Here is a 23,854-nt window from a genome sequence, read left to right on the forward strand (position 1 = left end):
GCCGCGCAGAGGAATGCGGCTGCAGCCATTGCGCAATGAATGCGAAGGAGGAGTGAATGTCTGTGTCAGTCAGGAGCATACTGGACGTCAAGGGCCGGGACGTCGTGACCATCGGTCCGAATGTCACTCTCACCGAAGCTGCCCGGATACTCGACGAACACAAGATCGGTGCCGTCGTCGTCGTCGGCATGGAAAACCGGATCGTCGGCATCTTCACCGAACGCGATCTTGTGCGCTCGATCGGTCGCGCCGGCGCAAGCGCGCTGGACCAGCCGGTCTCCGCCATGATGACCGCCGACGTCTATCGCTGCCGGGACGACAGCACGGTCAACGAACTGATGGAAATCATGTCCAGCCGCAGGTTCCGCCACGTGCCCGTCGAGGACAATGGCAAGCTCTGCGGCATCATCTCGATCGGTGACGTGGTGAAATCGCGCATTCGCGAAGTCGAGATCGAGGCTGAGCAGATCAAGGCCTATATCGCCAGTTGAGGGGATGACCGCTCGGTACCCACCTCAAGCCCGTTCCGCTGGCGCCGCACGGGAGGGGCGCTAGCGGGCGAAGGCCTCCTGCATGCGCTTCAACTCGCCGATACGGGCCTGTGCCTCCTCGTAGCCGCGATCGATCGCTTCCCCGGCCTTGTGGAATTCGGAAAGGCCGATCTCGTTGACGCGCGGGTGAAGCGCCAGGTCCGGCGGATCGCCGGCGAGGCGGGCGCGTGAAATGCGATCCTGGATGATGTTGAAGGCCTGAACCATGACACTGGTCAGGCCGACTTTGTGATGGTCCTTCGGCGGCTCGGCCAGGCTGTCGGGCAGTTCGCTGGCGCGGTGCTTGACGACGGCGGAGCGGCCGAACACGTCATATTGCAGGTTGACCGCCATGACGAGTGGCTGCTCATAGGCGCGGCACACCGAGACCGGCACAGGATTGACCAGCGCGCCGTCGATCAGCGTTCGATTGTTGCATTTGACCGGCTCAAAAATGCCGGGAAGCGCATAAGAGGCGCGCAGCGCAGTGATCAGGTTGCCGCCGTCGATCCACACTTCGTGGCCGCTGTTGAGTTCGGAGGCCACGGCGACGAAAGGCTTGGGCAGGTCCTCGATCATCAGGCCTTCCAGATGCTCCTGCATCCGTTTGGTGAGCCGCATGCCACCGAGCAGCCCGCCGCCGCCGATGGTCAGGTCGAGCAGCGAGGCGATCCGGCGCATGGTGAGCGAGCGCGCGAAGGTTTCCAGTTCGTCGAGCTTGCCGGCGAGGTAGCAGCCGCCGACCAGCGCGCCGATCGAAGTGCCGGCGATCATGCCGACCTCGATCTCGGCCTCGTCGAGCGCGCGCAGCACGCCGATATGCGCCCAGCCGCGCGCGGCGCCGCCGCCGAGCGCCAGGGCTATCTTTGTCTTCCTGGGCTTTTCGGGTTCTCTCACCAGCGGGATGGCGCCGGTTGGTCCATCACCCGCCGGCTGCAGTGAACGCGTCGCCGTACCGTTCCTCAAACTCCAGTTCAGCATCTGCGCACACCCTCATGGCTGAACAACTCCAGTACACTATTAGCGCACCGGATACTTACCATTTCGTTTCGTGGACAGGCTGCCGTGTCCGATTCCGGTCCATCAGGCCTTGTCAGGTTCGCCGTAGACCGCGCCAGGATCGAAATGACGATGATTGTCGGTGATTTCAAGGCGCGCAGCGCCGTCTGCGAGCGTGACGCTACGATAGAAGCAGGATCGCCGGCCGGTATGGCAGGTGGCATCATGGCCCGCGACCTCGACCTTCAGCCAGACGGCATCCTGATCGCAGTCGGTGCGCATTTCCCGGACCGTCTGCAGGTTGCCGGAGCTTTCGCCCTTCTTCCATATCTTGTCGCGCGAGCGGCTGTAATAGTGGGCGATGCCGGTTTCGAGCGTCAAGGAGAGGGCCTCGGCGTTCATGTGCGCAACCATCAGCAGTTCGCCATCGCGCGCATCGGTCACGACGGCGGTCAGCAGGCCGTTGGCATCGAACTTGGGCGTAAAGCGACCATCTTCCTCAAGCGCATGCTTGTCGGCGGGCGGCGGATCGAAGGAGACAGCCATTGATGGGTCCTCAAGAGGAAAAGCGGTCAACGGCCCCGCACCATCGACATGAACCGCGCCTGTTCGGCGGCATTGTCCTTGAAGACGCCGGTGAAGGTGGTGGTGAGTGTGGTGGAGCCGGATTTCTGCACGCCGCGCATGGCCATGCACATGTGCTCGGCCTCGATGAAGACGGCAACGCCCCGCGGCTTGAGGGTTTCGTCGATCGCTGCGGAAATCTGGGCGGTCATGGCTTCCTGGGTCTGCAGGCGCCGACCGAACACTTCCACGACGCGGGCGATCTTGGAGAGCCCGAGAACGCGGCCGTCGGGAAGGTAGGCCACGTGCGCCTTGCCGATCACCGGCAGCATGTGATGCTCGCAATGCGAAAAGAACGGTATGTCACGCACGACGACGATGTCGTCATAGCCGGCAACCTCCTCGAAGGTCGTGCCGAGCACGTCCTCGATATCGGCATCATAGCCGGCGAAAAGCTCGCGATAGGCATTGGCGACGCGCTTCGGCGTGTCGAGCAGGCCCTCGCGTGCCGGATCGTCGCCGGCCCAGCGCAGCAGAACACGCACGGCGTTTTCCGCCTCTTCGCGGCTCGGGCGCTTTGCGTTCGGGGCGAGTTTGTTGACGATGGCATCCATGCCCATGGTCTCCCGGTCCTTGAGGTTCCGGACCGCCTGTTTCGACTTTTCCGCCTGTAAATGCGTAACTCGGCTCATCTTGGCAAGTCCGTTCTTCCGATTCTCGCTCCGGCGCGGTCAATTGCGCTTGATTTGTTTGGACCGAGTTCTGACCTTACATATAATAGCGACTTGGGAAGTGTGAAGGAACACGGGCGCAACAGAGTGTCGCGCATGTGACGACAATCCACTGCGCACCCAACGACGTATAGACGTTTCAGGAAAGTGCCAGGCCGACCATGGACGACATCTACAATTCCAGGATCCTCGAATTTGCCGGCAATATCGAGCGGGGCGGCAAGCTCGCCGACGCCGATGCCAGTGCGGAAAAGCACTCGAAACTGTGCGGTTCGCGGGTCAAGGTCTATGTGAAGATGTCTGACGGTGTGGTCAGCGATTTTTCCCACGAGGTGAAGGCCTGCGCGCTCGGGCAGGCATCGTCGTCGATCATGGCGCGCCATGTCGTCGGCGCGACGCCCGCCGAAATCCGCCAGGCGCGGCAGGACATGCTGGCCATGCTGAAGGAGGGCGGCGAGGGGCCTTCCGGCCGTTTCGAGGACATGCGCTTTCTCAAACCCGTCAAGGACTACAAGGCCCGCCACGCCTCCACCATGCTGACCTTCGAGGCGGTGGTCGATTGTCTCGACCAGATCGATGCGAAGGGCGCGGCCGTCGCCGTGGCCGGCTGAGATGTGCAACTCTCCCGGTTGCGGGCATCCCGGCCAGAAACCGGGTAGTCCAGGCCGTTCCCGCAACTGGTCGGGACCGTTTCGGAAGACACCCGACCGGCTGCTTGGCATGGGCCTGATCCGTCTTTACCAACTGACCCTGTCGAGCATCGTCGGAAGTTCGTGCCGACACATGCCGACCTGTTCCGAATACGGCTACGAGGCGATCGCCCGCCATGGCCTTTGGTCGGGTGGCTGGCTCACGCTGTTTCGCGTCGGACGTTGCGGCCCGGGCGGCACCTGGGGTTTCGATCCGGTGCCGGAGACGCTGCCTGGCGATGTGCGCTGGTGGGCGCCCTGGTCCTTTTGGCGCGTGGGGCGCAAACAGGGCGAAAAGGAGCGCTGATCCTCATGCCCATGCCGATGGAATACAGGCAGGCGTCGCGGGATTTCGACAGGTTCATGGAGGACCTGCGCGACACCTCGATGCTCGCGACCACGCATCAGGCCTATACGATGCTTCAGGGCGTGCTGCAGGTCTTCCGCAGACGCCTGACCGTGCAGCAGGCGCTTCGCTTCGCCGATGTCCTGCCGCCCGTGCTGCGGGCGATCTTCGTCAGCGACTGGAACGTGGAGGAGCCCCCGAGGGCGTTTGCATCGGCTGCGGAGATGAATATCGAGGCACGGGAACTGCGCCCGGACCACAATTTCTCCACCGAAACTGCCATCGCCGATGTGGCATCCGCGCTTCGACGCCATGTCGATGCCGCGGCGTTCGAGCGCATGCTTGGCCAGTTGCCGCCGGCGGCACGGGCCTTCTGGACGCCGTGATCGCCCAACATAATCTTTACTCACGCCCGGTTTGGCATTATCAACCGGCCCGTTGATGGTCGGCCAAGCCGGCCTTTTTTTACCACCCGCATTGGTTGGCGGGACTGGATAAGGAGCAAACCATGTCAGAATCCGTTTCCCTCACTTTTCCCGATGGCTCCGTCCGCGCTTATCCTGCGGGCACGACCGGCCGCGAGGTCGCCGAGGCGATTTCCAAGTCGCTGGCCAAGAAGGCGCTCGCGATCACGCTCGACGGTACCTTGCGCGATCTCTCCGATCCCATCGAGACCGGTGCGATCGAGATCGTGACCCGCCAGGATCCGCGCGCACTCGAACTCATCCGCCACGACACGGCCCACGTCATGGCCGAGGCGGTGCAGGAATTGTGGCCCGGTACCCAGGTGACCATCGGTCCGGTGATCGAAAACGGCTTCTACTACGACTTCAAGCGCGTCCACCCGGACACCCGCGAGGACTGGCCCTTCACGCCCGAAGATCTGCCGAGGATCGAGAAGCGCATGAAGGAGATCATCCAGCGCAACAAGCCGTTCACCAAGGAGATCTGGTCGCGCGACAAGGCCCGTGACGTCTTCGCCGACAAGGGCGAGGCCTACAAGGTCGAGTTGGTCGATGCGATACCGGCCGACCAGGACCTGAAGATCTATTTCCAGGGCGACTGGTTCGACCTTTGCCGGGGGCCGCACATGGCCTCGACCGGCCAGATCGGCACGGCCTTCAAGCTGATGAAGGTGGCCGGCGCCTATTGGCGCGGCGATTCGACCAAGCCGATGCTGACCCGCATCTACGGTACGGCCTGGGCCGAGCAAGAACAGCTCGACAACTACCTTCACATCTTGGCAGAAGCCGAAAAGCGCGACCACCGCAAGCTTGGTCGCGAAATGGACCTGTTCCACTTCCAGGAAGAGGGTCCCGGCGTCGTCTTCTGGCACGGCAAGGGCTGGAGCATGTTCCAGTCGCTGGTCGCCTATATGCGCCGCCGTCTCGCTGGGACCTATCAGGAGGTCAATGCACCGCAGGTTCTCGACAAGTCGCTGTGGGAGACTTCGGGTCACTGGGGCTGGTACCGCGACAACATGTTCAAGGTGACGGTGGCCGGCGACGAAACCGATGACGAGCGGGTCTTCGCGCTGAAGCCTATGAACTGCCCCGGCCACGTACAGATCTTCAAGCATGGCTTGAAGTCTTACCGTGAATTGCCTGTTCGCCTTGCGGAATTTGGCAACGTCCATCGCTACGAACCGTCCGGTGCCCTGCACGGCTTGATGCGTGTGCGCGGATTTACCCAGGACGACGCGCATGTGTTCTGCACCGACGAGCAGCTGGCCGCCGAATGCCTGCGGATCAACGACCTCATCCTCTCGGTCTACGAGGATTTCGGCTTTAGCGAGATCGTCGTGAAGCTTTCCACCCGCCCGGACAAGCGCGTCGGCTCCGACGCGCTGTGGGATCGTGCGGAAAGCGTCATGATGGAGGTCTTGAAGCAAATCGAGGCGCAGTCCGGCGGACGCATCAAGACCGGCATTCTGCCGGGCGAGGGCGCCTTCTATGGTCCGAAGTTCGAATATACCCTGAAGGACGCCATCGGCCGTGAATGGCAGTGCGGCACGACCCAGGTCGACTTCAACCTGCCGGAACGATTCGGTGCCTTCTACATCGACCAGAACTCGGAGAAGACCCAGCCGGTGATGATCCACCGTGCCGTCTGCGGTTCGATGGAGCGTTTTCTCGGTATCCTGATCGAGAACTATGCCGGGCATATGCCGCTGTGGTTCGCGCCGGTTCAGGCGGTGGTCGCGACGATCACCTCGGAAGCCGACGAGTACGGCAAGGAGGTCGCCGAGGCCTTGCGCGAGGCGGGTCTCTCGGTCGAGACCGACTTCCGCAACGAGAAGATCAACTACAAGGTCCGCGAGCACTCGGTGACCAAGGTCCCGGTCATCATCGTCTGCGGCAAGCGCGAGGCGGAGGAGCGCACCGTCAACATCCGCCGTCTCGGTTCGCAGGACCAGGTGCCGATGACGCTGGACGAGGCGATCGCATCGCTCAGCTTCGAGGCAACGCCTCCGGACGTGAAGCGCAAGCTGGCGGCCAAGGCTGCCAGAGGCTGAGACCCGCACCAGAAGACGAAAAAAGGGCCGCCCGGATCTTTCGGGCGGCCCTTTCCGTGGAGGCGGGCACTCTATCCGGCGAGATTCGCGGAAACCCGGCCTCGCCGATTTACTGGGTCAGCAGGATTTCGACGTCCTCGTTGCGGCCGGCGTCCACGGCAAAATCCTTCTGGTAGATCTTGTCCTTGTTGCGCGCAACGGCGGTATATTCGCCTTCCGCCAGCACCATGACCGGGAAGGCGCTGACGCTTTCGGCGACGATGTCGCCCGAACCCGCCAGCACCGACCAGGCGGTATCGGCAATCGCCTCGCCGCCGGGTTCCGACACCAGCTTGAGATTGATTTGCGAGGCATGGTGCTGCATCACCGCCTCGGTCAGCTTGCCTGCCTCGACCTTGATGTCGGCGCGGACCACCGCATTGACCGAACCATATTCCGAAACGATGTGATAGGTGCCGGCATTGAGACGGACGATCGCGTTCGGCGGCACGTCGGCCAAGACCAGGCCGCGTTCACCATCGGCCAGAGCCTCGGAAGAATAGACGTCGAACTTGAGTTCCTTGGCCGGTATCCGCGTATCGGGCCCGGAGACGGCGTTGAGGATGATGCCGCCGGCATCGAGGACCATGACCTGCTTTTCCATCTCGCCATCGCGCGGGACGGTCAGCTTCTTGGTCGCACCGGCGCGTCCAAACGAGACATTGACGAAATAGTCGCCGGGTGCGAGCTGGAAGTCGGCGGAGCCGCCCTCGGCGCTGGCCAGAAGCGGCAGCTTGCCGTCGGTGCCTGGGATCGGGCTGAATACCCGCCATGACAAACCCTGCTGCATGGCCTCGCCGTCATTGGTCAATCGTGCCTCGAGGCTGACATTGCGCGATGTCGATGGCGAGATGGTCCCGCCCATATTGGCCGAGAAGGCGTTGAGCTTCGGCATCTTGACCGAGCCGTCCAACTGCTTGAAGGCCTTGAAAGCGTCTTCGCCATGGGCCGGCGTCAGGGCAAGGAATACCGTCGCCACGACGGAGACGGAGCGGGCAGCATGCATTAGGCAATTCATGGGTGACACGGCAGGTTGACTTCCTCTCCAATGGAAGCAAGTTCAATCCCAATGCGGTGGCAATTTCAAGACGTCGCAGGTGCCAGAAAAGCCGTGAAAGTGTCTGAATATGAAAAATGATATCAAGCTGATCGATTATCTCGCCACACGCCGCTCGGTTCCGGCCTTCCAGATGTGCGAACCGGGTCCTTCGACCGCCGAACTCGAACAGATCCTGACGCTGGCCGTGCGTGTTCCCGACCACGGAAAAATCGCGCCCTGGCGATTCGTCGTCTATCGTGGCGCCGAGCGCGCCCGTATCGGCGAGGCGCTTCTGGCCATGGCGCTCAAGAAGAATCCCGAACTGTCCGAAGAGATGATCGGCGTCGAGCGCGCCCGCTTCACCCGGGCGCCGGTGGTGATCGGCGTCATCAGCACCGCCGGTCCGCATGTGAAAATTCCCGAATGGGAACAGCTGATGTCGGCTGGCGCGGTCTGCCTCAATCTGCTTATGGCCGCCAATGCCCATGGCTATGTTTCGAACTGGCTGACCGAATGGTTCGCCTATGACGAGAAGGCCCATCCGCTGCTCGGCATCAAGCCCGGCGAGAAGGTGGCCGGATTCATCCACATCGGTTCGACGACGTTCCCGATCACCGAGCGGCCGCGTCCGGCGCTTGGCGATGTCGTCACCTGGGTCGGCGACGAAACGTGATGTTCTACGAGACCGCGGACAATCGGCATGGCCTGGCGCACGATCCCTTCAAGGCGATCGTCGCGCCGCGGCCGATCGGCTGGATCGGCACGAAGGGGCGGGACGGATCGTTGAACCTGTCGCCCTATTCCTTCTTCAACGCGGTGAGCGACCGGCCGAAGATCGTCATGTTCTCGTCGAGCGGGCGAAAGGACACGCTGCGCAATGCGACCGAGACCGGTGTTTTCTCGGTCAATTATGTCAGCGCCGATCTGGTTGCCGCGATGAACGCGTCGTCCATTGCCGTGCCTTACGGCACGGACGAATTCGCCCTTGCCGGCCTGACGCCGGTCATGGGGCGGTTGGTCGACGCGCCTTTTGTCGGCGAGGCCTATGCCGTGCTCGAATGCCGGGTGACCGAGATCCACACGCTGAAGACGGTCGACGGCACCGATAGCGACAGCCATGCCGTGTTCGGCCAGGTGGTCGCCATCCATATAGACGAACGGGTCATCCGCGACGGTCGCTTCGACGTGGCACTTGCCCGGCCGGTGACCCGCCTCGGCTATATGGATTACGCCGAGGTGCAGCCGGTCTTCGAACTCCAAAGGCCGAAACCGCCCATTGGCGGCGATCAGCCATAGGCGGCGGCGATCGCCGGCAGATGGTCCGGCGTCTCGGTGATCAGCGCGGTAAACCCGTCGCGGCGGGCCGCGGCGCAGGCGCGTTCCAGATCTCCGCCCGCAAGGGAAAGGTCGAGCCAATCGAGCGCCGCCACTCGAGCCTTGGCCGCGCCGAGCAGGGTCAGCCCACGGCTGAGCGCAACGGGCGCCGATTCGTCGCCCTGCCGATCCGGCGAGCCCGGAACCTGCAGCTCTGCCGCAAGGGCCGTGGCAGCGCGGCCGACGGCCCTCAGCCGCGGCGTCCGGCCGGCAAAGCTTGCGAACGTAAGCAGGCCCGAGGCATTGTCGCCGATCATGACGATCAGCGGGGTCTCGCCGGGTTCGCGCCCCGCCATCGCTTCGGCCACCGCGAGCGCGACATCGAGCCTCTGCAACTCCGTCCCATCGGCGACGCCCGAAAGGACGATGCCGTCGGGGCGAGCCGGGATCAGGATTTCCAGTCGCTCGTCGAGCGCGTCGCTGTCGAGTGACGAATCGACGAGAGCGAGCAGCGGCGTTTCGTCGTCGACTGCCCTGCGGTGGGTCATGAAGAGTGCCGCCGCCTGCCAGTCCGCAATCGATTCTCCGGTGATGATGACCAGCGCATCGGCCGATGGCGCCAATTGGCCGGCATCGTCCGTCGCCCGCACGACCAGGAGAGAATACAAAGGCTTGCCGCCGATGCTGAGGCTTGAAGGGATGGGCAAAGGGATCTCGCGGTTAACGGACATGGTGAACCAATTCTTAAACACTTTCCCGCTAGCGTGAAGCATGGCTGATCGGCCAGGCGTTTTTCTCTTCGGGGATTGGGTTTTTCAGTGATCGTGGCGGCTTTTCTTCGGTGGGTGGAAACGGCAAAGGCAGGGGACAGGGCGCGCGCGGCCAATGCACTGGCGAGGGCCTTTCTGCGCTCGGCCATGGCGCCTCAGGAGCGCCGCGCCGCGCATGTGGCGCTGATCTATCTGCTCGATGATCCTTCGCCGCGCGTCAGGCTGGCGCTCGCCGAGGTTCTGGGAAGTTCGTCCGACGCACCGCGCGGTCTTGTGGTTTCGCTTGCCGAGGACCAGCCGGAAATCGCCGCGCTGCCAATCCTGAATTCCCCGGTTCTGACCGATGCGGATCTGGTCGATCTGGCCGGACGCGGCAGCGCTTCGACCCGCGCACTGATCGCTGCGAGAGCGGGCTTGTCCCGCGGCGTCGCGGCAGCACTTGCTGAAATTGGCGACGCGGAGGAAGTTGTCGTCCTGCTGGAAAACCCGACGGCACAAATTGCGCGGCTGACCTTGAAGCGCATCGCCGAGCGACACGGCGCAAACGACGGCGTGCGGTCGCTGCTGCTCGAGCGCGCCGACCTGCCGGCCGCCGTACGCCAATTGCTGGTGCAATGCGTCGCCGAGGCTCTCTCCGGTTCCGCCTTCGTCCGGGCGGCGATCGGTGCGCGTCGGATCGAACGGGTGACGCGAGAGGCCGGACATGCGGCGACGATCGCCATCCTGGGTAATGTCACGGCCGATGAATTGCCGGTGCTGGTCGAGCATCTGCGGGCCGAGCGCCGACTGACGCCCGCCTTCCTGATGCAGGCCTTGTGCCTGGGCCGGACGGATTTCTTTGCCGCGGCCATCACCCTTCTCTCGGGCGTCGAGGAGCGGCGGGTGCGCTCGATCCTGGCGACGGCACGCCACCATGCGGTGCGCGCCCTCATCGAATCGGCCGGTCTTGCGCGCGAGGTCAGCGCCGTCTTCGTCGAGGCCATCCTGCTTTGGCGCAATGCGGTCCACAGCGCCAGCGACGAGACCGACAATATCGCCCCGCTGCTGGCCGAGAGGCTTCAAGGCTCCGTCCCGCATTCCCCGTCCGCTTGTGAACTGATCGAGATGGTGGGCAAGCTGGCCGTCGCCGAAGAACGACGGCGCGCCCGCGACTATGCGACGGGCCTGGCTCTTGTCGCCTGACATCGATGTCGGTGCTCGTTCCGGTTCACGGCGAGATCTTCTTGGCGACCCAGGAATAGCCGTCTGCGACGACATGCAGCGGGGTTTCGAACACCATACGGATGTCCTGCGTATCGGGTAGAACCTTGCGGATCTTGCCGACGGCGCGTGCTGCCAGCGACTGGCGTTCGCTTTCCGGCAGGGTCGCTGCCGGTCCTGGAAGCGGGGCTGGGTCGGCGATTGCCGGCTTTGCCGCACCCGCGGGGGGCGCGGCGACCTCCGCCTGCGTGTCGGGCGGCTGGCAGACCGCAACCAGCATCGGGTAGCTGACACCCGAATAGCCCGCCAATATCTTCTCCGAGGCGGCGTCGCAGAGCGCCACCGAGACGAAGTGCTCCTGCGCGGTGGCGACGTAGTGGCACTGGGTCACGCTGTCGTCGCAGCCGAGGATGGTCATGACGATGAGGGCGGTCTGCATGGGCTGGTCCGGTGTTGATGGCGCGGGGCGGCGGGGTCAATAAAGCGAGTTCAAACAGAGGATTGCAGCCAAACCAAGACCGGGTGATCCGGCCTGTGACCTGCGGCAGCTTCAACTCCGCGCGTGGATGGTGGGTGTTTCCGCGGGGACGGGATCGGCGGCATAGGGCCCCGGTACATCTTCGCTCGCAAGGCCCGCAGCGCCGGTTCTCGCCGGATCCGCCAGCGCTACTTCGCGGATCCATTCCCGCCAGATCGAGACGATCAGCGCCATCAGTACCGGACCGATGAACAGACCGAGAAAACCCATGGTCTTCACCCCGCCGACCAGACCGAAGAAGGTGGGCAGAAAAGGCAGCTTGATCGGTCCGCCGACGAGTCGTGGACGGATCGTCTTGTCGACGATGAAGAGTTCCACGGTGCCCCAGACGAAAAGAGCGATACCCTGGATATAGGCGCCGCTGGCGACGAGATAGATTGACACCAGCGTGAAGGAAAGAGGCGCACCGCCCGGTATCAACGCCATGACGCCGGTGAGCACGCCAAGCGTGACGGGCGAGGGGACGCCGGCCATCCAGTAGGCGATGCCGAGTACGATACCCTCTCCGATGGCGATCAGGGTCATGCCGGTCACCGTCGAACTGATGGTGGCCGGGACGACGCGGGAGATGCGTTCCCATCGCGTCGGCAGGATGCGCTCGCCCAGAAGGTCCAGCTGGCGCGAGAAGTTGGAGCCGTCACGATAGACGAAGAACAGGGCGATCAGCATGAAGAGCAGGGTCAGGGCCAGATGGAAGACGCCATCGCCGGCGGCGACCAGGGCCCGATAGATATTGCCGATATTGGCGCCGCTGACGATCTGGATGAGTTCACCGATCGCGCCGGGAGAGCCGATATGCTCCCGCCACTTCTCCGAGAGCCACTCGCCGACGCCGGGAAGCCGGGTTATCCACTCCGGCGGGGGCGAGCCGATCCGGTTGACCTCGAGCGTCCAGCCGATCCACTGACGCAGTTCCTCGACGGTGTAGGCGATCGCGATTCCGATCGGGACGATGAGGAAGGCGAGAATGGCGAGCAGCGCCAGCGTTGCCCCGACGGTCGTATTGCCCCCGATCGCTTCGAGAAGCCGGCGGTAGAGGGGCCAACTCGCGAAGGCGATGACGAGTGCGGCGAGGACGGGCACGGCGAAGCCATGGAAGAAGTAGATCGCGGCAATCACGATCAGCACCAGCAGCCAGCGGGCAGCCGAAATCGGCGTGATGAGGGCGGATCTGCTCGGGGTGGTCGGGCCCAGCCAGCGGGGGCCGGGTTGCGGCTTGGGTTCTTCGGCCTTGCTCACGTCTCTACCGGTCCATTTTCTGTGTTGCCCAGCATATGGGGCATTCTCCGCGGGCACGCAAGGACGCTTAAGGCAAAGCCGGCGGCGCCGGTGAAGTCCGGCACATGAACGGCAGGAAGGAACTGGCCGCACCGCCGTTCATCGCCATCAGCGTGAGCGCATTGGCGAACTCCATATCGCCTGGCGATGTCGGGCATATGTCGGCGCCGTTCGAACAGCCGGCGGAGATGAAATTGCGATTGCCACGGATGAAGCCGTCGGTGATGCCGCGCCCCTCAAAGACCTTCAGCAGATCGGTGAAAGCCCGGCGGTAGCGATCGCATTTCTCGATCGTCCAGGCATCGGGCGCTGCAACGTCGTCCTGGCTTGCGGCGCTGGCGCTGGATGGGGCGAGGACCAAGCTTGAAAGGAGGATCGCCGTGGCGGGACGGAGTCTCATCTCAACTCTCCCGCCCGGACGTTCGTCCGTCAGATATCGAGGTTGTCGGCGAAGGCCGCACGTTCCTGGATGAAGCGGAAGCGGGCCTCGGGCTTCGTACCCATCAGCGCGTCCACGGCATCGCGGGTGCCCTCGAAGTCGACGTCGTCGATATCGACGCGCAGCAGGGTGCGCTTTGCCGGGTCCATGGTGGTTTCCTTGAGCTGCGCCGGCATCATTTCGCCCAGGCCCTTGAACCGCCCGACCTCGACCTTCTTGCCCTTGAACACCGTCTCCATCAGTTCGGCGCGGTGCGCGTCGTCGCGGGCATAGACGCTCTTGGCGCCCTGACGGATGACATAGAGCGGCGGCACCGCGAGATAGAGATGGTTGCCGCGGATCAGTTCCGGCATTTCCTGGTAGAAGAAGGTGATCAGCAGCGAGGCGATATGCGCGCCGTCGACGTCGGCATCGGTCATGACGATGATGCGCTCGTAGCGCAGGTCTTCCTCGCGGTATTTCGTCCGCGTGCCGCAGCCGAGCGCCTGGATGAGGTCGGCAATCTGCTGGCTGGCGGTCATCTTGTCGCGGCCGGCGCTGGCCACGTTGAGGATCTTGCCCCTGAGCGGCAGGATCGCCTGGTTGGCGCGATTGCGCGCCTGCTTGGCCGAACCGCCGGCCGAATCGCCTTCGACGATGAACAGTTCCGCGCCTTCCGCCGTGTTCTGCGAGCAGTCGGCGAGCTTACCGGGCAGGCGCAGCTTGCGCACCGCGGTCTTGCGGTTGACTTCCTTTTCCTTGCGCCGGCGAAGCCGCTCCTCGGCGCGTTCGATCACCCAGTCGAGGAGCTTCGCCGCCTCGTTCGGATTGTCGGCGAGATAGTGGTCGAACGGATCGCGCAGCGCGTTCTCCACCAGGCGCTGGGCCTCGACGGTCGCCAGCTTGTCCTTGGTCTGGCCGACGAATTCCGGCTCGCGGATGAAGACCGACAGCATGCCGACGGCGGAAATCATCACGTCGTCGGTGGTGATCTCCTTGGCGCGCTTGTTCTGGGTGAGTTCGGCGTAGTTCTTCAGGCCCTTGGTCAGCGCGATGCGCAGGCCGGCCTCGTGCGTGCCGCCTTCGGCCGTCGGGATCGTGTTGCAGTAGGAATGCACCATCGGGTCGCCGCCATACCAGGTGATCGCCCATTCCATCGCGCCGTGGCCGCCGGACTTTTCCGTCTTGCCGGCAAAAATCTCGCGGGTGACGGTGAATTCCTTGCCGAGCGTGGCCGCCAGATAGTCCTTCAGGCCGCCGGGGAAACGGAAGACCGCCTTTTCCGGAATGTCGCCGCCTTCCGGCACCATTCCCGGATCGCAGGACCAGCGGATCTCGACACCGCCAAACAGATAGGCTTTGGAGCGGGCCATGCGGAAGATCCGGCCGGGATCGAATTTTGCATGGTCGCCGAAGATCTGCGGATCGGGGTGGAAGCGAACCCGCGTGCCGCGGCGGTTGTGCACGTCGCCCAGCTCTTCCAGCCCGCCGAGCGGAACGCCGCGCGAAAAGCGCTGGCGGTAGAGCTTGCGATTGCGGGCCACTTCCACCTCGAGCAGATCGGACAGCGCATTGACGACCGAGACGCCGACGCCGTGCAGGCCGCCGGAAGTCTCATAGGCCTTGCCGTCGAACTTGCCGCCGGCATGCAGCTTGGTCATGATCACTTCAAGCGTCGACTTGCCGGGCACCTGCGGATGCAGCTCGACCGGAATGCCGCGACCATTGTCGGTGACGGTGAGGAACCCTTCCGTATCGAGATGCACGTCGATGAAATCGGCATGGCCGGCCACCGCCTCGTCCATCGCGTTGTCGATGACTTCGGCGAAGAGGTGATGCAGCGCCTTCTCGTCGGTGCCGCCGATATACATGCCGGGACGCATGCGCACCGGCTCCAGCCCCTCGAGCACGCGGATCGACGAGGCGCCGTATTCGCTCTCGCTCGATGTGGTATTGGCCTTGGGCGCGGCGGCCGCCGGGCGCGGAGCCTCGGCCTTCGGCGTGGCCGCAGGCGAGGGGGCGTCCGCCGGCTTGGTCACATGCGGCAGGGCGGCGAAAAGATCGTTGTCGTCCATGGCGTCGTTCAATAATCTGTCCGTTGCGTCGGCTCAATCGGCAGGGCCGGGGGTCGCAAGCTGCCTCACGCCCCAATCGCTCTTGCGAATCAGCGGGATCATGCCAGAAAGGCGGGGCAGGCGCGACCGTGCCGGCAGGCTGCCGCGAGGAATTCGTTCAAACCTTCTCGTGTCGGCCAAGCTTTGCGTTCCGGCTTGGGCGAAGGCAAGGCCCGATCCCGGAAGGAGACCCCGCTTCGATGCAGATGTCCACAGCTCATTTCCGCAAGGCCGCCGTTTTGTGCGGGCTTCTCGGCGCGCTCGCCGCCGGCCCGGCCAGCGGCGAGGCTTTGCAGCCGTTCAAGGATGCGCTGTTTTCTCAGCCGATCGTCCTGGAAAGCCGCGACGGCGGCGATTTCGAGGTGATCGACTACCAGGAACTGCGCGACATCAACGGCCGCGACCAGATCCCCGAGCGGCGGGTGAAATCGAAGTATGTCGATCTCGGCGTCAAGCGCCAGCAGGCCAACGAGACGCTGCAACTGCCCTCCGGCAATCTGGAGGTCGCCCGCGTCGGCCAGGCCGAGGGTGCCGCCTTCACCGTGATCTTCATCCACGGCCGCGGCGGCGACCGGCGGCTCGGCATCAACGATGTCTCGTTCGGCGGTAATTTCAACCGGCTGAAGAATCTCGCGGTGAAGAACGGCGGCGTCTACTACGCCCCCTCGGTGCCGTCCTTCGACGAAGCTGGCGTCGCTGCCGTATCCGGCCTGATCGCCCATGCTGCCGCCCGCTCTCCCGGGCGGCCGGTGGTGCTCGCCTGCGCCTCCATGGGCAGCTTCATCTGCTGGGGTGCTGCCCGCGATGCCCACACGGTCTCCCATCTCGCCGGCCTTGCCATTCTCGGCGGCGCAACGGATCCGTCCTTCATCGGCAGCGCCGCGCACAAGGCGAAACTGCCGGTTTTCTTCACCCATGGCAGCCGTGACAGCGTCTATGCGCCAGCCGACCAGATCGCCCTCTACGACCGGCTGCACAAGGCCGGCTATCCGACCCGCTTCACCCTGTTCGAGACCGGCTCGCACGGTACGCCGGTGCGCATGAGTGACTGGCGCTCGATCCTCAACTGGCTGCTGGCTGCGCGGTGAAGATGGGTGCCCGCGCACAGGCTTTGCTAATTTATGCCGCAATATCGCGTCGGATTTTCACCATATCGCCCGATTCGCAGGCGAATCGGAGCCGCCGCGCTTTTCATCTCCCCCTCGATTTGCTAGGTCCGGCCTAACGTAGCTGGGGTGGGTTTTGACCATGACGACACCGAATGTCCGTCCGCTTGTCGCGGGTAACTGGAAGATGAACGGCACGCGTGCCTCGCTTGACCAGATCAAGGCGATGGCCGAGGGCGTCAAAGGCCCGCTTTCGGAAAAGGTCGAGACGCTGATCTGCCCGCCGGCGACGCTGCTCTATGTGGCGACCGCGCTCTGCGACGACAGCCCGCTGGCGATCGGCGCGCAGGATTGCCACCAGAACGCTTCGGGCGCCCATACCGGCGATATCTCGGCCGAAATGATCGCCGACTGCTTCGGCACCTATGTGATCGTCGGCCATTCCGAGCGCCGCACCGACCATGCCGAGACCGACCATCTGGTGCGGGCGAAGGCCGAGGCTGCCTATGCCAGCGAACTGACCGCGATCGTCTGCATCGGCGAGACGGCCGACGAGCGCAAGGCCGGCCAGACGCTGGACATTCTCAAGCGCCAGCTCTCCGGCTCGCTGCCCGACGTCGCCACCGCCGAAAACACCGTGATCGCCTACGAGCCGGTCTGGGCGATCGGCACGGGGCTCACCCCGACCGTAACCGACGTCGAGGAGGCCCATGCCTTCATGCGCACCGAACTCGTCAAGCGCTTCGGTGCGGAAGGCCAGAAGATGCGCATCCTCTATGGCGGTTCGGTCAAGCCGTCCAACGCGAAGGAACTGATGGGCGTCGCCAATGTCGACGGCGCGCTGATCGGCGGGGCCAGCTTGAAAGCCTCCGATTTCCTCGCCATATACCGCGTCTATGAGGAACTTACCGCCTGAAAAGGCGGTGGGTGCGACCGTTCAGGGCTTCCTTTGCCGTGGCCTCTCATGTAAAGAGCGGCCAACCGATTGATTGTGCCCCTTTCGGGCAGGTGGAAAATTCATGCAGACCGTATTGATTGTCATTCATCTCATGATCGTGCTGGCGCTTGTCGGCGTCGTTCTGATCCAGCGTTCCGAAGGCGGCGGCCTCGGTGTCGGCGGGGGCTCCGGCTTCATGTCGGCGCGCGGCACGGCCAATGCGCTGACCCGCACCACGGCGATCCTTGCGACGCTGTTCTTCATCACCTCGCTGGGCCTGGGCCTTCTCGCCCGCTACGAAGCGAAGCCGACCGACATTCTCGACCGCATCCCGGCCGGAACGGCGGTTCCGGGCGGCAACGTGCTCGACCAGCTTCCGGGTGCCGCTCCGGCGACCACGCCGGCACCGGCCGCCAATGGTGCAGCCGCACCTGCCGCCAACGGTGCGGGCGTACCGGCACCGGCCGCCCCCAAGGCCGATCCGAACGCCGTACCCACCGGCAACTGATCGCCTGACTTCTCATCGCTCCGGCGGGCTCTCGGGTCCGCCGGTTTTCTTTTGTGCATATTCCGCCCCGCTTAAGAAAAAAGTGGGAAGAATCCCATTTGGGGCTGGCGGAATCAATTTCGAAACGGTATCCGGTGAAGCCCATGGCGCGATATGTATTCATCACTGGCGGCGTGGTTTCCTCTCTTGGCAAAGGAATTGCGGCCGCGGCACTCGGAGCTTTGCTGCAGGCCCGCGGTTACCGCGTTCGTCTGCGCAAGCTGGACCCCTATCTCAACGTCGATCCCGGCACCATGAGCCCCACCCAGCACGGTGAGGTTTTCGTGACCGATGACGGCGCCGAGACGGACCTCGACCTCGGTCATTACGAACGCTTCACGGGGCGTTCGGCCACCAAGACCGACAACATCACCACGGGTCGGATCTACAAGAACATCATCGACAAGGAGCGGCGCGGCGACTATCTCGGCGCCACCGTGCAGGTCATCCCGCACGTCACCAATGAGATCAAGGATTTCGTCGTCGAAGGCAACGAAGACTATGATTTCGTCATCTGCGAGATCGGCGGGACGGTGGGCGACATCGAGGCCATGCCGTTCATGGAGGCGATCCGCCAGCTCGGCAACGACCTGCCGCGCGGCACCGCCGTCTACGTCCACCTGACCCTCATGCCCTATATCCCGGCCGCCGGCGAGCTGAAGACCAAGCCGACCCAGCATTCGGTCAAGGAACTGCAGGCGCTCGGCATTCATCCCGACATCCTGCTTGTGCGCGCCGACCGCGAGATCCCGGAAGCCGAACGCCGCAAGCTGTCGCTGTTCTGCAATGTGCGGGCGTCCGCCGTCATCCAGGCGCTCGACGTCGCCAATATCTACGACGTGCCGATGGCCTATCACAAGGAAGGCCTCGACAACGAGGTTCTGGCTGCCTTCGGCATCGAGCCGGCGCCAAAGCCCCGCCTCGACCAGTGGGAAGAGGTCTGTAACCGCATCCGCACGCCGGAAGGCGAGGTGACCATTGCCATCGTCGGCAAGTACACGGGCCTCAAGGACGCCTACAAGTCGTTGATCGAGGCGCTCTATCACGGCGGCATCGCCAACCGCGTCAAGGTCAAGCTCGAATGGATCGAGTCGGAAGTCTTCGAAAAGGAAGACCCGGCGCCTTATCTCGAAAAGGTCAACGGCATCCTGGTTCCCGGCGGCTTCGGTGAGCGCGGCTCGGAAGGCAAGATCCACGCCGCCCAGTTCGCCCGTGAACACAGGGTGCCGTATTTCGGCATCTGCTTCGGCATGCAGATGGCTGTCGTCGAAGCCGCCCGCCATCTCGCCGGCATCGAAAAGGCCTCCTCCACCGAATTCGGCAAGACCGAGGAGCCGGTGGTTGGCCTGATGACCGAGTGGATGAAGGGCAACCAGCTGGAAAAGCGCGCCGCATCCGGCGACCTCGGCGGCACCATGCGTCTCGGCGCCTACAAGGCGGCCCTGAAGAAGGGCACCAAGATCGCCGAGATCTACGGCTCGACGGAAATCTCCGAGCGCCACCGCCACCGCTACGAGGTCAATGTCGACTACAAGGACCGCCTCGAAGCCTGCGGGCTGGTGTTCTCCGGCATGTCGCCCGATGGCCTTCTGCCGGAAACCGTCGAATACCCGGACCATCCGTGGTTCATCGGCGTGCAGTACCACCCAGAGCTCAAGTCCCGCCCGCTCGAGCCGCATCCCCTGTTCGCCAGCTTCATCGAAGCTGCCGTGGAGCAGAGCCGGCTGGTCTGAGACCAAGAGCCTCCTTCTTCTGTGCGAGCCCGGCGGAAACGCCGGGTTTCGTCGTTGAGGGATGGGTGCGCCCGTTACCTTCGAGGACAAGGAACGGTCCGCCGCTGTGCCGCCGTGATTGGATCATTCTTTCGACACGCGCGTTCACCAAGCTCCGCTCCTGCGTCGGCCAAGCGGCCCGGGCGGACAATGTGAAGACAAAAAGGAATTCAGCGATGAAGAAGATTATCACCATGGCGATCGCCGCTCTGCCCGTGCTGACCTCTGCCGGGATGGCGGTTTCCGCCGACATGGTCACGGCACGCGATCCGGTTCCGACCTATCAGGAGACCGATCGGGTTGGCGGCGTCAAGATCGGCTATCTGACGTGTGATGTCGCCGGCGGCGTCGGCTATGTGCTGGGCTCGGCCAAGCAGGCGGACTGCGTCTTCTCCTCGGCCATGGGCGGCGAGGCGCTCGACCGCTATTCCGGCACGATCCGCAAGATGGGCGTCGATGTCGGCTTCACCACACGCTCCAAGCTCGTCTGGGCGGTGTTTGCTCCGACCGCCGGCTATCATCATGGCTCGCTCGGTGGTCTCTATCAGGGTGCGAGCGCGGAAGCGACGCTCGGCGCCGGCATCGGCGCCAATATCCTCGTCGGCGGCACCGCCGGCTCGATCCACCTGCAGACGGTGAGCGTCACCGGCCAGCTCGGCCTCAACCTCGCCGCCACCGGCACTTCCGTCACGTTGACGCCGGAGGGGTGAGCCGCGATCCGCGAAGCGGAGCAATCGATCCAGTGAATCGATTGCAGCGGCGAAGCCGTGGAACGGCTCAGAAATCAGAACGGCCGGCCTTCGCCGGCCGTTCTGCTAGGAGACCAGAGCGTTCCGATCAGTTCTCCAAGGGCCGCAGCAACAGCACGGCGGTCTCGGCGCCGACCGGCAGTTCCGGTGCATGCGGCGGGCGCACGATCAGGCAGTCGGACTGGGCGAAGATCTTCATCATCGAAGAATCCTGCTTGCCGTAGCTCTCTGCCAGAAGGCTGCCATCGGCATCGCGCGACAGCCGTGCCCGCAGATAGTCCTGACGCTTGTCATTGGCGGGCAGGGCGGTCGCGGTGCGGGCCATGGCAAGGCGCGAAATGGCGGGTCGGCCGGACAGCCGGGCGAGCAGCGGCTCGAGGAAGAGCAGGCCGCAGACCATCGATGAAACCGGATTGCCGGGCAGGCCGAGCACATGCATGCCGTCGAGCTCGCCGACCATCAGCGGCTTTCCTGGCCGCATGGCGATCTTCCAGAAATCGAGCCGCATACCGGCGGCGAGAAGCGTCGACTGCACGAGGTCATGGTCGCCGACCGATGCGCCGCCCAGTGTGACGAGGACATCGGCGTGGGCCGCGCGGGCCTTGTCGATCGCTGCAGTGATGCGGTCGCGATTGTCGGGTACGATACCCAGATCGATCACGTCGGCGCCCGCCTGGCGCACAAGCGCGCCAATGCCGAAGGTGTTGGAGCCGATGATCTGGTGGGGCCCTGGCGGAGTGCCGGGCGGCACGAGCTCGTCGCCGGTCGCGAGGATCGCGACAAGCGGTCGGGCGAAGACCTCGACGCTTTCGTGGTTCATCGCCGCGATCAGCATGAGCCGGCTGAAATCGAGCCTGGTACCGGCCGTCAGCACTGTCTCGCCTTCGGCGAAATCCTGTCCGCGCGGCCGGATATGGCGGCCTTTGGTCACCGCGAAGGTGGTGCGGATGGCATGGCCTTCCAGCTTCTCCGCATCCTCCTGGATCAGCACCGTATCGGCGCCGGCGGGCACCGGAGCGCCGGTGAATATGCGTACCGTCTCACCCGGACCGACCGTGCCGGCAAAGCCGTGACCGGCCGCGGACGTTCCGATCACTTTGAGGGTCGCACCGGGCTCGGGCGCGTCGGCGGCGCGCAGTGCATAGCCGTCCATGGCGGATGCGTCGAACGGCGGCTGCGTCAGTCGGGCCTGGATGTCCCTGGCCAGCACCCTTCCGTCGGCCGCGTCGAGCTTGAGGGTCTCGCGCCGGGAGACCGGCACAGCCGTCTTGAGCAGTGTCTCCTGGGCATCTTCGACCGCGAGCAGGGCCATTCAAAATGCCTCCGGGTGGCGGAAGGTTCCCGACTTGCCGCCGGTCTTCTCCATGAGCCTGATGCCGCCGATTTCCATCGCCTTGTCGGCGGCCTTGGCCATGTCGTAGATGGTCAGGCAGGCCACCGAGACGGCGGTCAGCGCCTCCATCTCGACGCCGGTCTTGCCGGTCAGCTTGGCAGTGGCTGTGACGCGCAGGCCGGGAAGGTTAAAGTCTTCCTCGATATCGACCGTGACCTTGGTGAGCATCAAGGGATGGCAGAGGGGGATGAGATTCGAGGTCTGCTTGGCCGCCATGATGCCGGCTATGCGGGCCGTGGCGATCACGTCGCCCTTCTTGGCATTGCCGGAGCGGATCAGTTCCAGGGTGGCGGCCGCCATCCTGACATGGCCCTCGGCTGTGGCGCTGCGCGCGGTCTCGGCCTTGTCGCCGACATCGACCATATGCGCCTCGCCCGCGGCGTTGATATGGGTGAGCGTACCCATCACGCGACCTGTGCCGGAGGTTGTCCGGTCAAGAGGAAGCGCGTTGCGGCGGCGACATCCTGCTGGCGCATCAGGCTTTCACCGACGAGGAAGGTGGTGATCCCGCAGGCTTCAAGGCGCTTGCAGTCGTCAAAGGTGAAGATCCCGCTCTCCCCGACCAGCAGACGGTCGGACGGGACCATGGCGGCCAGGCGTTCGCTGACGGAGAGGCTGACCTCGAAGGTGCGAAGATTGCGATTGTTGATGCCGATCATCGGCGAAGCCAGCTTGACGGCGCGTTCGAGTTCTTCCTCGTCATGCACTTCGATGAGCACGTCCATGCCGAGGCCGAAGGCCTCGTCTTCGAGGCGTCTTGCCTCGTCGTTTGAAAGCGAGGCCATGATCAACAGGATACAGTCGGCGCCATAGGCGCGCGCCTCGTGCACCTGGTAGGTGTCGAACATGAAATCCTTGCGCAGCGCCGGAAGGGCGCAGGCGGCACGGGCCTGGACCAGATATTCGAGCGAACCCTCGAAGCTCGGGCCGTCGGTCAGCACGGACAGGCACGCGGCACCGCCCGCCTCATAAGCGGCCGCCAGCGCCGGCGGGTCGAAATCCGGGCGAATCAGGCCCTTGGAGGGGCTTGCCTTCTTGATCTCGGCGATCAGCCCGAATTCGCCGGCCTCACGGCGTTTCGACAGCGCACGCAGGAAGCCGCGCGGGGCAGGCTGTTCGGCGGCCCGTGCCTTCAGGTCTGCAAGCGAGCGGGCGGCCTTGGCAGCTGCGATCTCCTCGCGCTTGTAGGTTTCGATACGCTTGAGGATGTCCGCCATGGCTCTGTCTTAGTCCCGTGGTGCCTGGTTGGAAACGGTGATCAGCGTGTCGAGCGCCCTAGCGGCAGCGCCGCTGTCGATGGAATGGCTGGCCAGCTCCATGCCTTCGCGAACGGTGTCCGCCTTGCCGGCGACGATCAGCGCGGCGGCGGCGTTGCACAGCGAAACATCGCGGTAGGCATTGCGGGCGCCGGACAGCACTTCGCGGAGCGCCGCGGCATTGACCTCGCCGTCGCCGCCCCTGATGGCGTCGAGCGGTACGGTCGGCACACCGAAATCCTCCGGCGTCAGCTCGAAGGTGGTGATCTCGCCATTCTTCAGTGCCGCGACCTGCGTCGGGCCGGTGGTGGTCACCTCGTCGAGACCGCTGCCATGGACGACCCAGGCGCTCTCCAGTCCGAGGTCGCGCAAGGCCTCCGCGCCCGGCAGCAACCATTCCGGCGAGTAGACGCCGAACAGCTGGCGCGTGACGCTGGCGGGGCTCGTCAGCGGACCGACGATATTGAAGATGGTGCGGGTGCCGAGCTCGACCCTCGCCGGGCCGACATGGCGCATGGCGGGGTGATGGAGCTGCGCGAACATGAAGCCGATGCCCGCTTCGCGAATGCAACGCGCAATGGTATCCGGATCGATGTCGAGGCGGACGCCGAGCGCCGACAGGCTGTCGGCGGCGCCAGACTTCGAGCTCAAGGCGCGGTTGCCGTGCTTGGCGACGGGCACACCGGCACCAGCGACGATCAGCGCGGCGAGCGTCGAGATGTTATAGGTATTGGTGCCGTCACCGCCGGTGCCGACGATGTCGATAGCACCGGCCGGCGCTTCCACCTTGACCATCTTGGAGCGCATGACCGAAACCGCGCCGGCGATCTCGTCGACGGTCTCACCGCGCACCCTGAGCGCCATCAGGAAGCCGCCGATCTGGGCCATGCTGGCTTCGCCCGACATCAGCACTTCGAATGCGCCACTCGCCTCCTCACGGGTGAGGGCCTGGCGCGTGGCGACCTTGGCGATGTAGGGCTTCAGACCGGACATGTTTCTTGGCTCCCCCG

26 protein-coding genes are annotated in these 23,854 nt (G+C 64.4%); 13 read left to right on the forward strand and 13 right to left on the reverse strand.

Annotated features, from left to right (window positions below):
- Positions 1–56: 56 nt before the first annotated feature.
- Positions 57–491, forward strand: a complete 435-nt coding sequence (locus tag DYZ14_RS10470; protein ID WP_154720616.1) for a CBS domain-containing protein — start codon at positions 57–59, stop codon at positions 489–491.
- A 60-nt stretch (positions 492–551) separates the two neighbouring features.
- On the opposite strand, the gene DYZ14_RS10475 is transcribed toward DYZ14_RS10470, so the two are convergent.
- The 3 genes from DYZ14_RS10475 to folE all read right to left on the reverse strand — a co-directional run bounded on the left by DYZ14_RS10475 (position 552) and on the right by folE (position 2,707).
- Positions 552–1,511 (reverse strand): patatin-like phospholipase family protein, encoded by a 960-nt coding sequence (locus tag DYZ14_RS10475; RefSeq protein WP_154720617.1) that lies wholly within the window; start codon positions 1,509–1,511, stop codon positions 552–554.
- A gap of 102 nt (positions 1,512–1,613) precedes the next feature.
- Entirely contained in the window at positions 1,614–2,075 is a 462-nt protein-coding gene (gene hisI, locus DYZ14_RS10480; protein WP_154720618.1) for a phosphoribosyl-AMP cyclohydrolase, read from the reverse strand.
- Between the two features lie 26 nt (positions 2,076–2,101).
- On the reverse strand, positions 2,102–2,707 hold the full coding sequence (gene folE, locus DYZ14_RS10485) for a GTP cyclohydrolase I FolE (RefSeq protein WP_115669527.1): 606 nt from the start codon (positions 2,705–2,707) through the stop codon (positions 2,102–2,104).
- Positions 2,708–2,985: 278 nt separating this feature from the next.
- Between folE and DYZ14_RS10490 the strand changes: the two genes are divergently transcribed.
- The 4 genes from DYZ14_RS10490 to thrS all read left to right on the forward strand — a co-directional run bounded on the left by DYZ14_RS10490 (position 2,986) and on the right by thrS (position 6,374).
- Complete coding sequence (locus tag DYZ14_RS10490) at positions 2,986–3,435, forward strand: iron-sulfur cluster assembly scaffold protein (protein ID WP_154720619.1); 450 nt, start codon at positions 2,986–2,988, stop codon at positions 3,433–3,435.
- A 1-nt stretch (position 3,436) separates the two neighbouring features.
- Positions 3,437–3,820, forward strand: coding sequence for a membrane protein insertion efficiency factor YidD (yidD, locus tag DYZ14_RS10495; protein WP_154720620.1), 384 nt, complete (start codon positions 3,437–3,439; stop codon positions 3,818–3,820).
- Entirely contained in the window at positions 3,817–4,245 is a 429-nt protein-coding gene (locus DYZ14_RS10500) for a DUF2267 domain-containing protein (RefSeq protein ID WP_210209287.1), read from the forward strand. Before yidD ends, DYZ14_RS10500 begins: the two co-directional genes overlap by 4 nt.
- Before the next feature lie 122 nt (positions 4,246–4,367).
- Positions 4,368–6,374, forward strand: a complete 2,007-nt coding sequence (gene thrS / locus DYZ14_RS10505; RefSeq protein WP_154720622.1) for a threonine--tRNA ligase — start codon at positions 4,368–4,370, stop codon at positions 6,372–6,374.
- A gap of 109 nt (positions 6,375–6,483) precedes the next feature.
- Here the strand turns inward: thrS and DYZ14_RS10510 are convergent, their stop codons facing one another.
- On the reverse strand, positions 6,484–7,431 hold the full coding sequence (locus tag DYZ14_RS10510) for a hypothetical protein (protein ID WP_154720781.1): 948 nt from the start codon (positions 7,429–7,431) through the stop codon (positions 6,484–6,486).
- 109 nt (positions 7,432–7,540) lie between these two features.
- Here DYZ14_RS10510 and DYZ14_RS10515 point away from each other — a divergent pair, with 109 nt between their 5' ends.
- Both DYZ14_RS10515 and DYZ14_RS10520 read left to right on the forward strand, forming a co-directional pair.
- Positions 7,541–8,125: a nitroreductase family protein gene (locus tag DYZ14_RS10515; RefSeq protein WP_154720623.1), complete on the forward strand. Its 585-nt coding sequence runs from the start codon at positions 7,541–7,543 to the stop codon at positions 8,123–8,125.
- Positions 8,125–8,748 carry a flavin reductase family protein gene (locus DYZ14_RS10520; protein WP_154720624.1) on the forward strand — a complete coding sequence of 208 codons (624 nt, stop codon included), beginning with the start codon at positions 8,125–8,127 and terminating at the stop codon, positions 8,746–8,748. Before DYZ14_RS10515 ends, DYZ14_RS10520 begins: the two co-directional genes overlap by 1 nt.
- Here the strand turns inward: DYZ14_RS10520 and DYZ14_RS10525 are convergent.
- Positions 8,739–9,434 carry a hypothetical protein gene (locus DYZ14_RS10525; RefSeq protein ID WP_154720625.1) on the reverse strand — a complete coding sequence of 232 codons (696 nt, stop codon included), beginning with the start codon at positions 9,432–9,434 and terminating at the stop codon, positions 8,739–8,741. The two genes, DYZ14_RS10520 and DYZ14_RS10525, sit on opposite strands and share 10 nt — an antisense overlap.
- Before the next feature lie 150 nt (positions 9,435–9,584).
- Here DYZ14_RS10525 and DYZ14_RS10530 point away from each other — a divergent pair, with 150 nt between their 5' ends.
- Positions 9,585–10,718 carry a DUF2336 domain-containing protein gene (locus DYZ14_RS10530; protein WP_154720626.1) on the forward strand — a complete coding sequence of 378 codons (1,134 nt, stop codon included), beginning with the start codon at positions 9,585–9,587 and terminating at the stop codon, positions 10,716–10,718.
- A gap of 25 nt (positions 10,719–10,743) precedes the next feature.
- Here DYZ14_RS10530 and DYZ14_RS10535 read toward each other — a convergent pair whose 3' ends face one another.
- From DYZ14_RS10535 to parE, 4 genes are all read right to left on the reverse strand, one after another.
- Positions 10,744–11,175 (reverse strand): hypothetical protein, encoded by a 432-nt coding sequence (locus tag DYZ14_RS10535; RefSeq protein ID WP_154720627.1) that lies wholly within the window; start codon positions 11,173–11,175, stop codon positions 10,744–10,746.
- Between the two features lie 111 nt (positions 11,176–11,286).
- A complete protein-coding gene (locus DYZ14_RS10540; RefSeq protein ID WP_154720628.1) occupies positions 11,287–12,513 on the reverse strand; it encodes an AI-2E family transporter in 1,227 nt (408 codons plus the stop codon).
- A gap of 67 nt (positions 12,514–12,580) precedes the next feature.
- On the reverse strand, positions 12,581–12,952 hold the full coding sequence (locus DYZ14_RS10545) for a hypothetical protein (RefSeq protein WP_154720629.1): 372 nt from the start codon (positions 12,950–12,952) through the stop codon (positions 12,581–12,583).
- Positions 12,953–12,981: 29 nt separating this feature from the next.
- Complete coding sequence (parE, locus tag DYZ14_RS10550; protein WP_154720630.1) at positions 12,982–15,045, reverse strand: DNA topoisomerase IV subunit B; 2,064 nt, start codon at positions 15,043–15,045, stop codon at positions 12,982–12,984.
- 239 nt (positions 15,046–15,284) lie between these two features.
- On the opposite strand from parE, the gene DYZ14_RS10555 reads away from it, so the two are divergent.
- The 5 genes from DYZ14_RS10555 (at position 15,285) to DYZ14_RS10575 (ending at position 20,156) form a co-directional block, all read left to right on the forward strand.
- Positions 15,285–16,172: an alpha/beta hydrolase gene (locus tag DYZ14_RS10555; RefSeq protein ID WP_154720631.1), complete on the forward strand. Its 888-nt coding sequence runs from the start codon at positions 15,285–15,287 to the stop codon at positions 16,170–16,172.
- Positions 16,173–16,332: 160 nt separating this feature from the next.
- Positions 16,333–17,106 carry a triose-phosphate isomerase gene (tpiA, locus tag DYZ14_RS10560; RefSeq protein WP_154720632.1) on the forward strand — a complete coding sequence of 258 codons (774 nt, stop codon included), beginning with the start codon at positions 16,333–16,335 and terminating at the stop codon, positions 17,104–17,106.
- Positions 17,107–17,209: 103 nt separating this feature from the next.
- Positions 17,210–17,635 carry a preprotein translocase subunit SecG gene (secG, locus tag DYZ14_RS10565; protein ID WP_154720633.1) on the forward strand — a complete coding sequence of 142 codons (426 nt, stop codon included), beginning with the start codon at positions 17,210–17,212 and terminating at the stop codon, positions 17,633–17,635.
- Positions 17,636–17,769: 134 nt separating this feature from the next.
- Complete coding sequence (locus DYZ14_RS10570; protein ID WP_269749445.1) at positions 17,770–19,407, forward strand: CTP synthase; 1,638 nt, start codon at positions 17,770–17,772, stop codon at positions 19,405–19,407.
- A gap of 215 nt (positions 19,408–19,622) precedes the next feature.
- Positions 19,623–20,156 carry a DUF992 domain-containing protein gene (locus DYZ14_RS10575; RefSeq protein WP_154720635.1) on the forward strand — a complete coding sequence of 178 codons (534 nt, stop codon included), beginning with the start codon at positions 19,623–19,625 and terminating at the stop codon, positions 20,154–20,156.
- 127 nt (positions 20,157–20,283) lie between these two features.
- Here the strand turns inward: DYZ14_RS10575 and DYZ14_RS10580 are convergent, their stop codons facing one another.
- The 4 genes from DYZ14_RS10580 to trpD are packed head-to-tail and all read right to left on the reverse strand — an operon-like array spanning position 20,284 to position 23,837.
- Positions 20,284–21,507 carry a molybdopterin molybdotransferase MoeA gene (locus tag DYZ14_RS10580; RefSeq protein ID WP_154720636.1) on the reverse strand — a complete coding sequence of 408 codons (1,224 nt, stop codon included), beginning with the start codon at positions 21,505–21,507 and terminating at the stop codon, positions 20,284–20,286.
- Positions 21,508–21,993 (reverse strand): cyclic pyranopterin monophosphate synthase MoaC, encoded by a 486-nt coding sequence (gene moaC / locus DYZ14_RS10585; RefSeq protein ID WP_154720637.1) that lies wholly within the window; start codon positions 21,991–21,993, stop codon positions 21,508–21,510.
- A complete protein-coding gene (gene trpC / locus DYZ14_RS10590; RefSeq protein WP_154720638.1) occupies positions 21,993–22,805 on the reverse strand; it encodes an indole-3-glycerol phosphate synthase TrpC in 813 nt (270 codons plus the stop codon). The genes moaC and trpC overlap by 1 nt, the downstream gene beginning before the upstream one ends.
- Before the next feature lie 9 nt (positions 22,806–22,814).
- Positions 22,815–23,837 carry an anthranilate phosphoribosyltransferase gene (gene trpD, locus DYZ14_RS10595; protein WP_154720639.1) on the reverse strand — a complete coding sequence of 341 codons (1,023 nt, stop codon included), beginning with the start codon at positions 23,835–23,837 and terminating at the stop codon, positions 22,815–22,817.
- Positions 23,838–23,854: the final 17 nt, after the last annotated feature.

It is taken from the genome of Ciceribacter sp. T2.26MG-112.2 (assembly GCF_900492205.1).
GTDB lineage: Bacteria > Pseudomonadota > Alphaproteobacteria > Rhizobiales > Rhizobiaceae > Allorhizobium > Allorhizobium naphthalenivorans_A.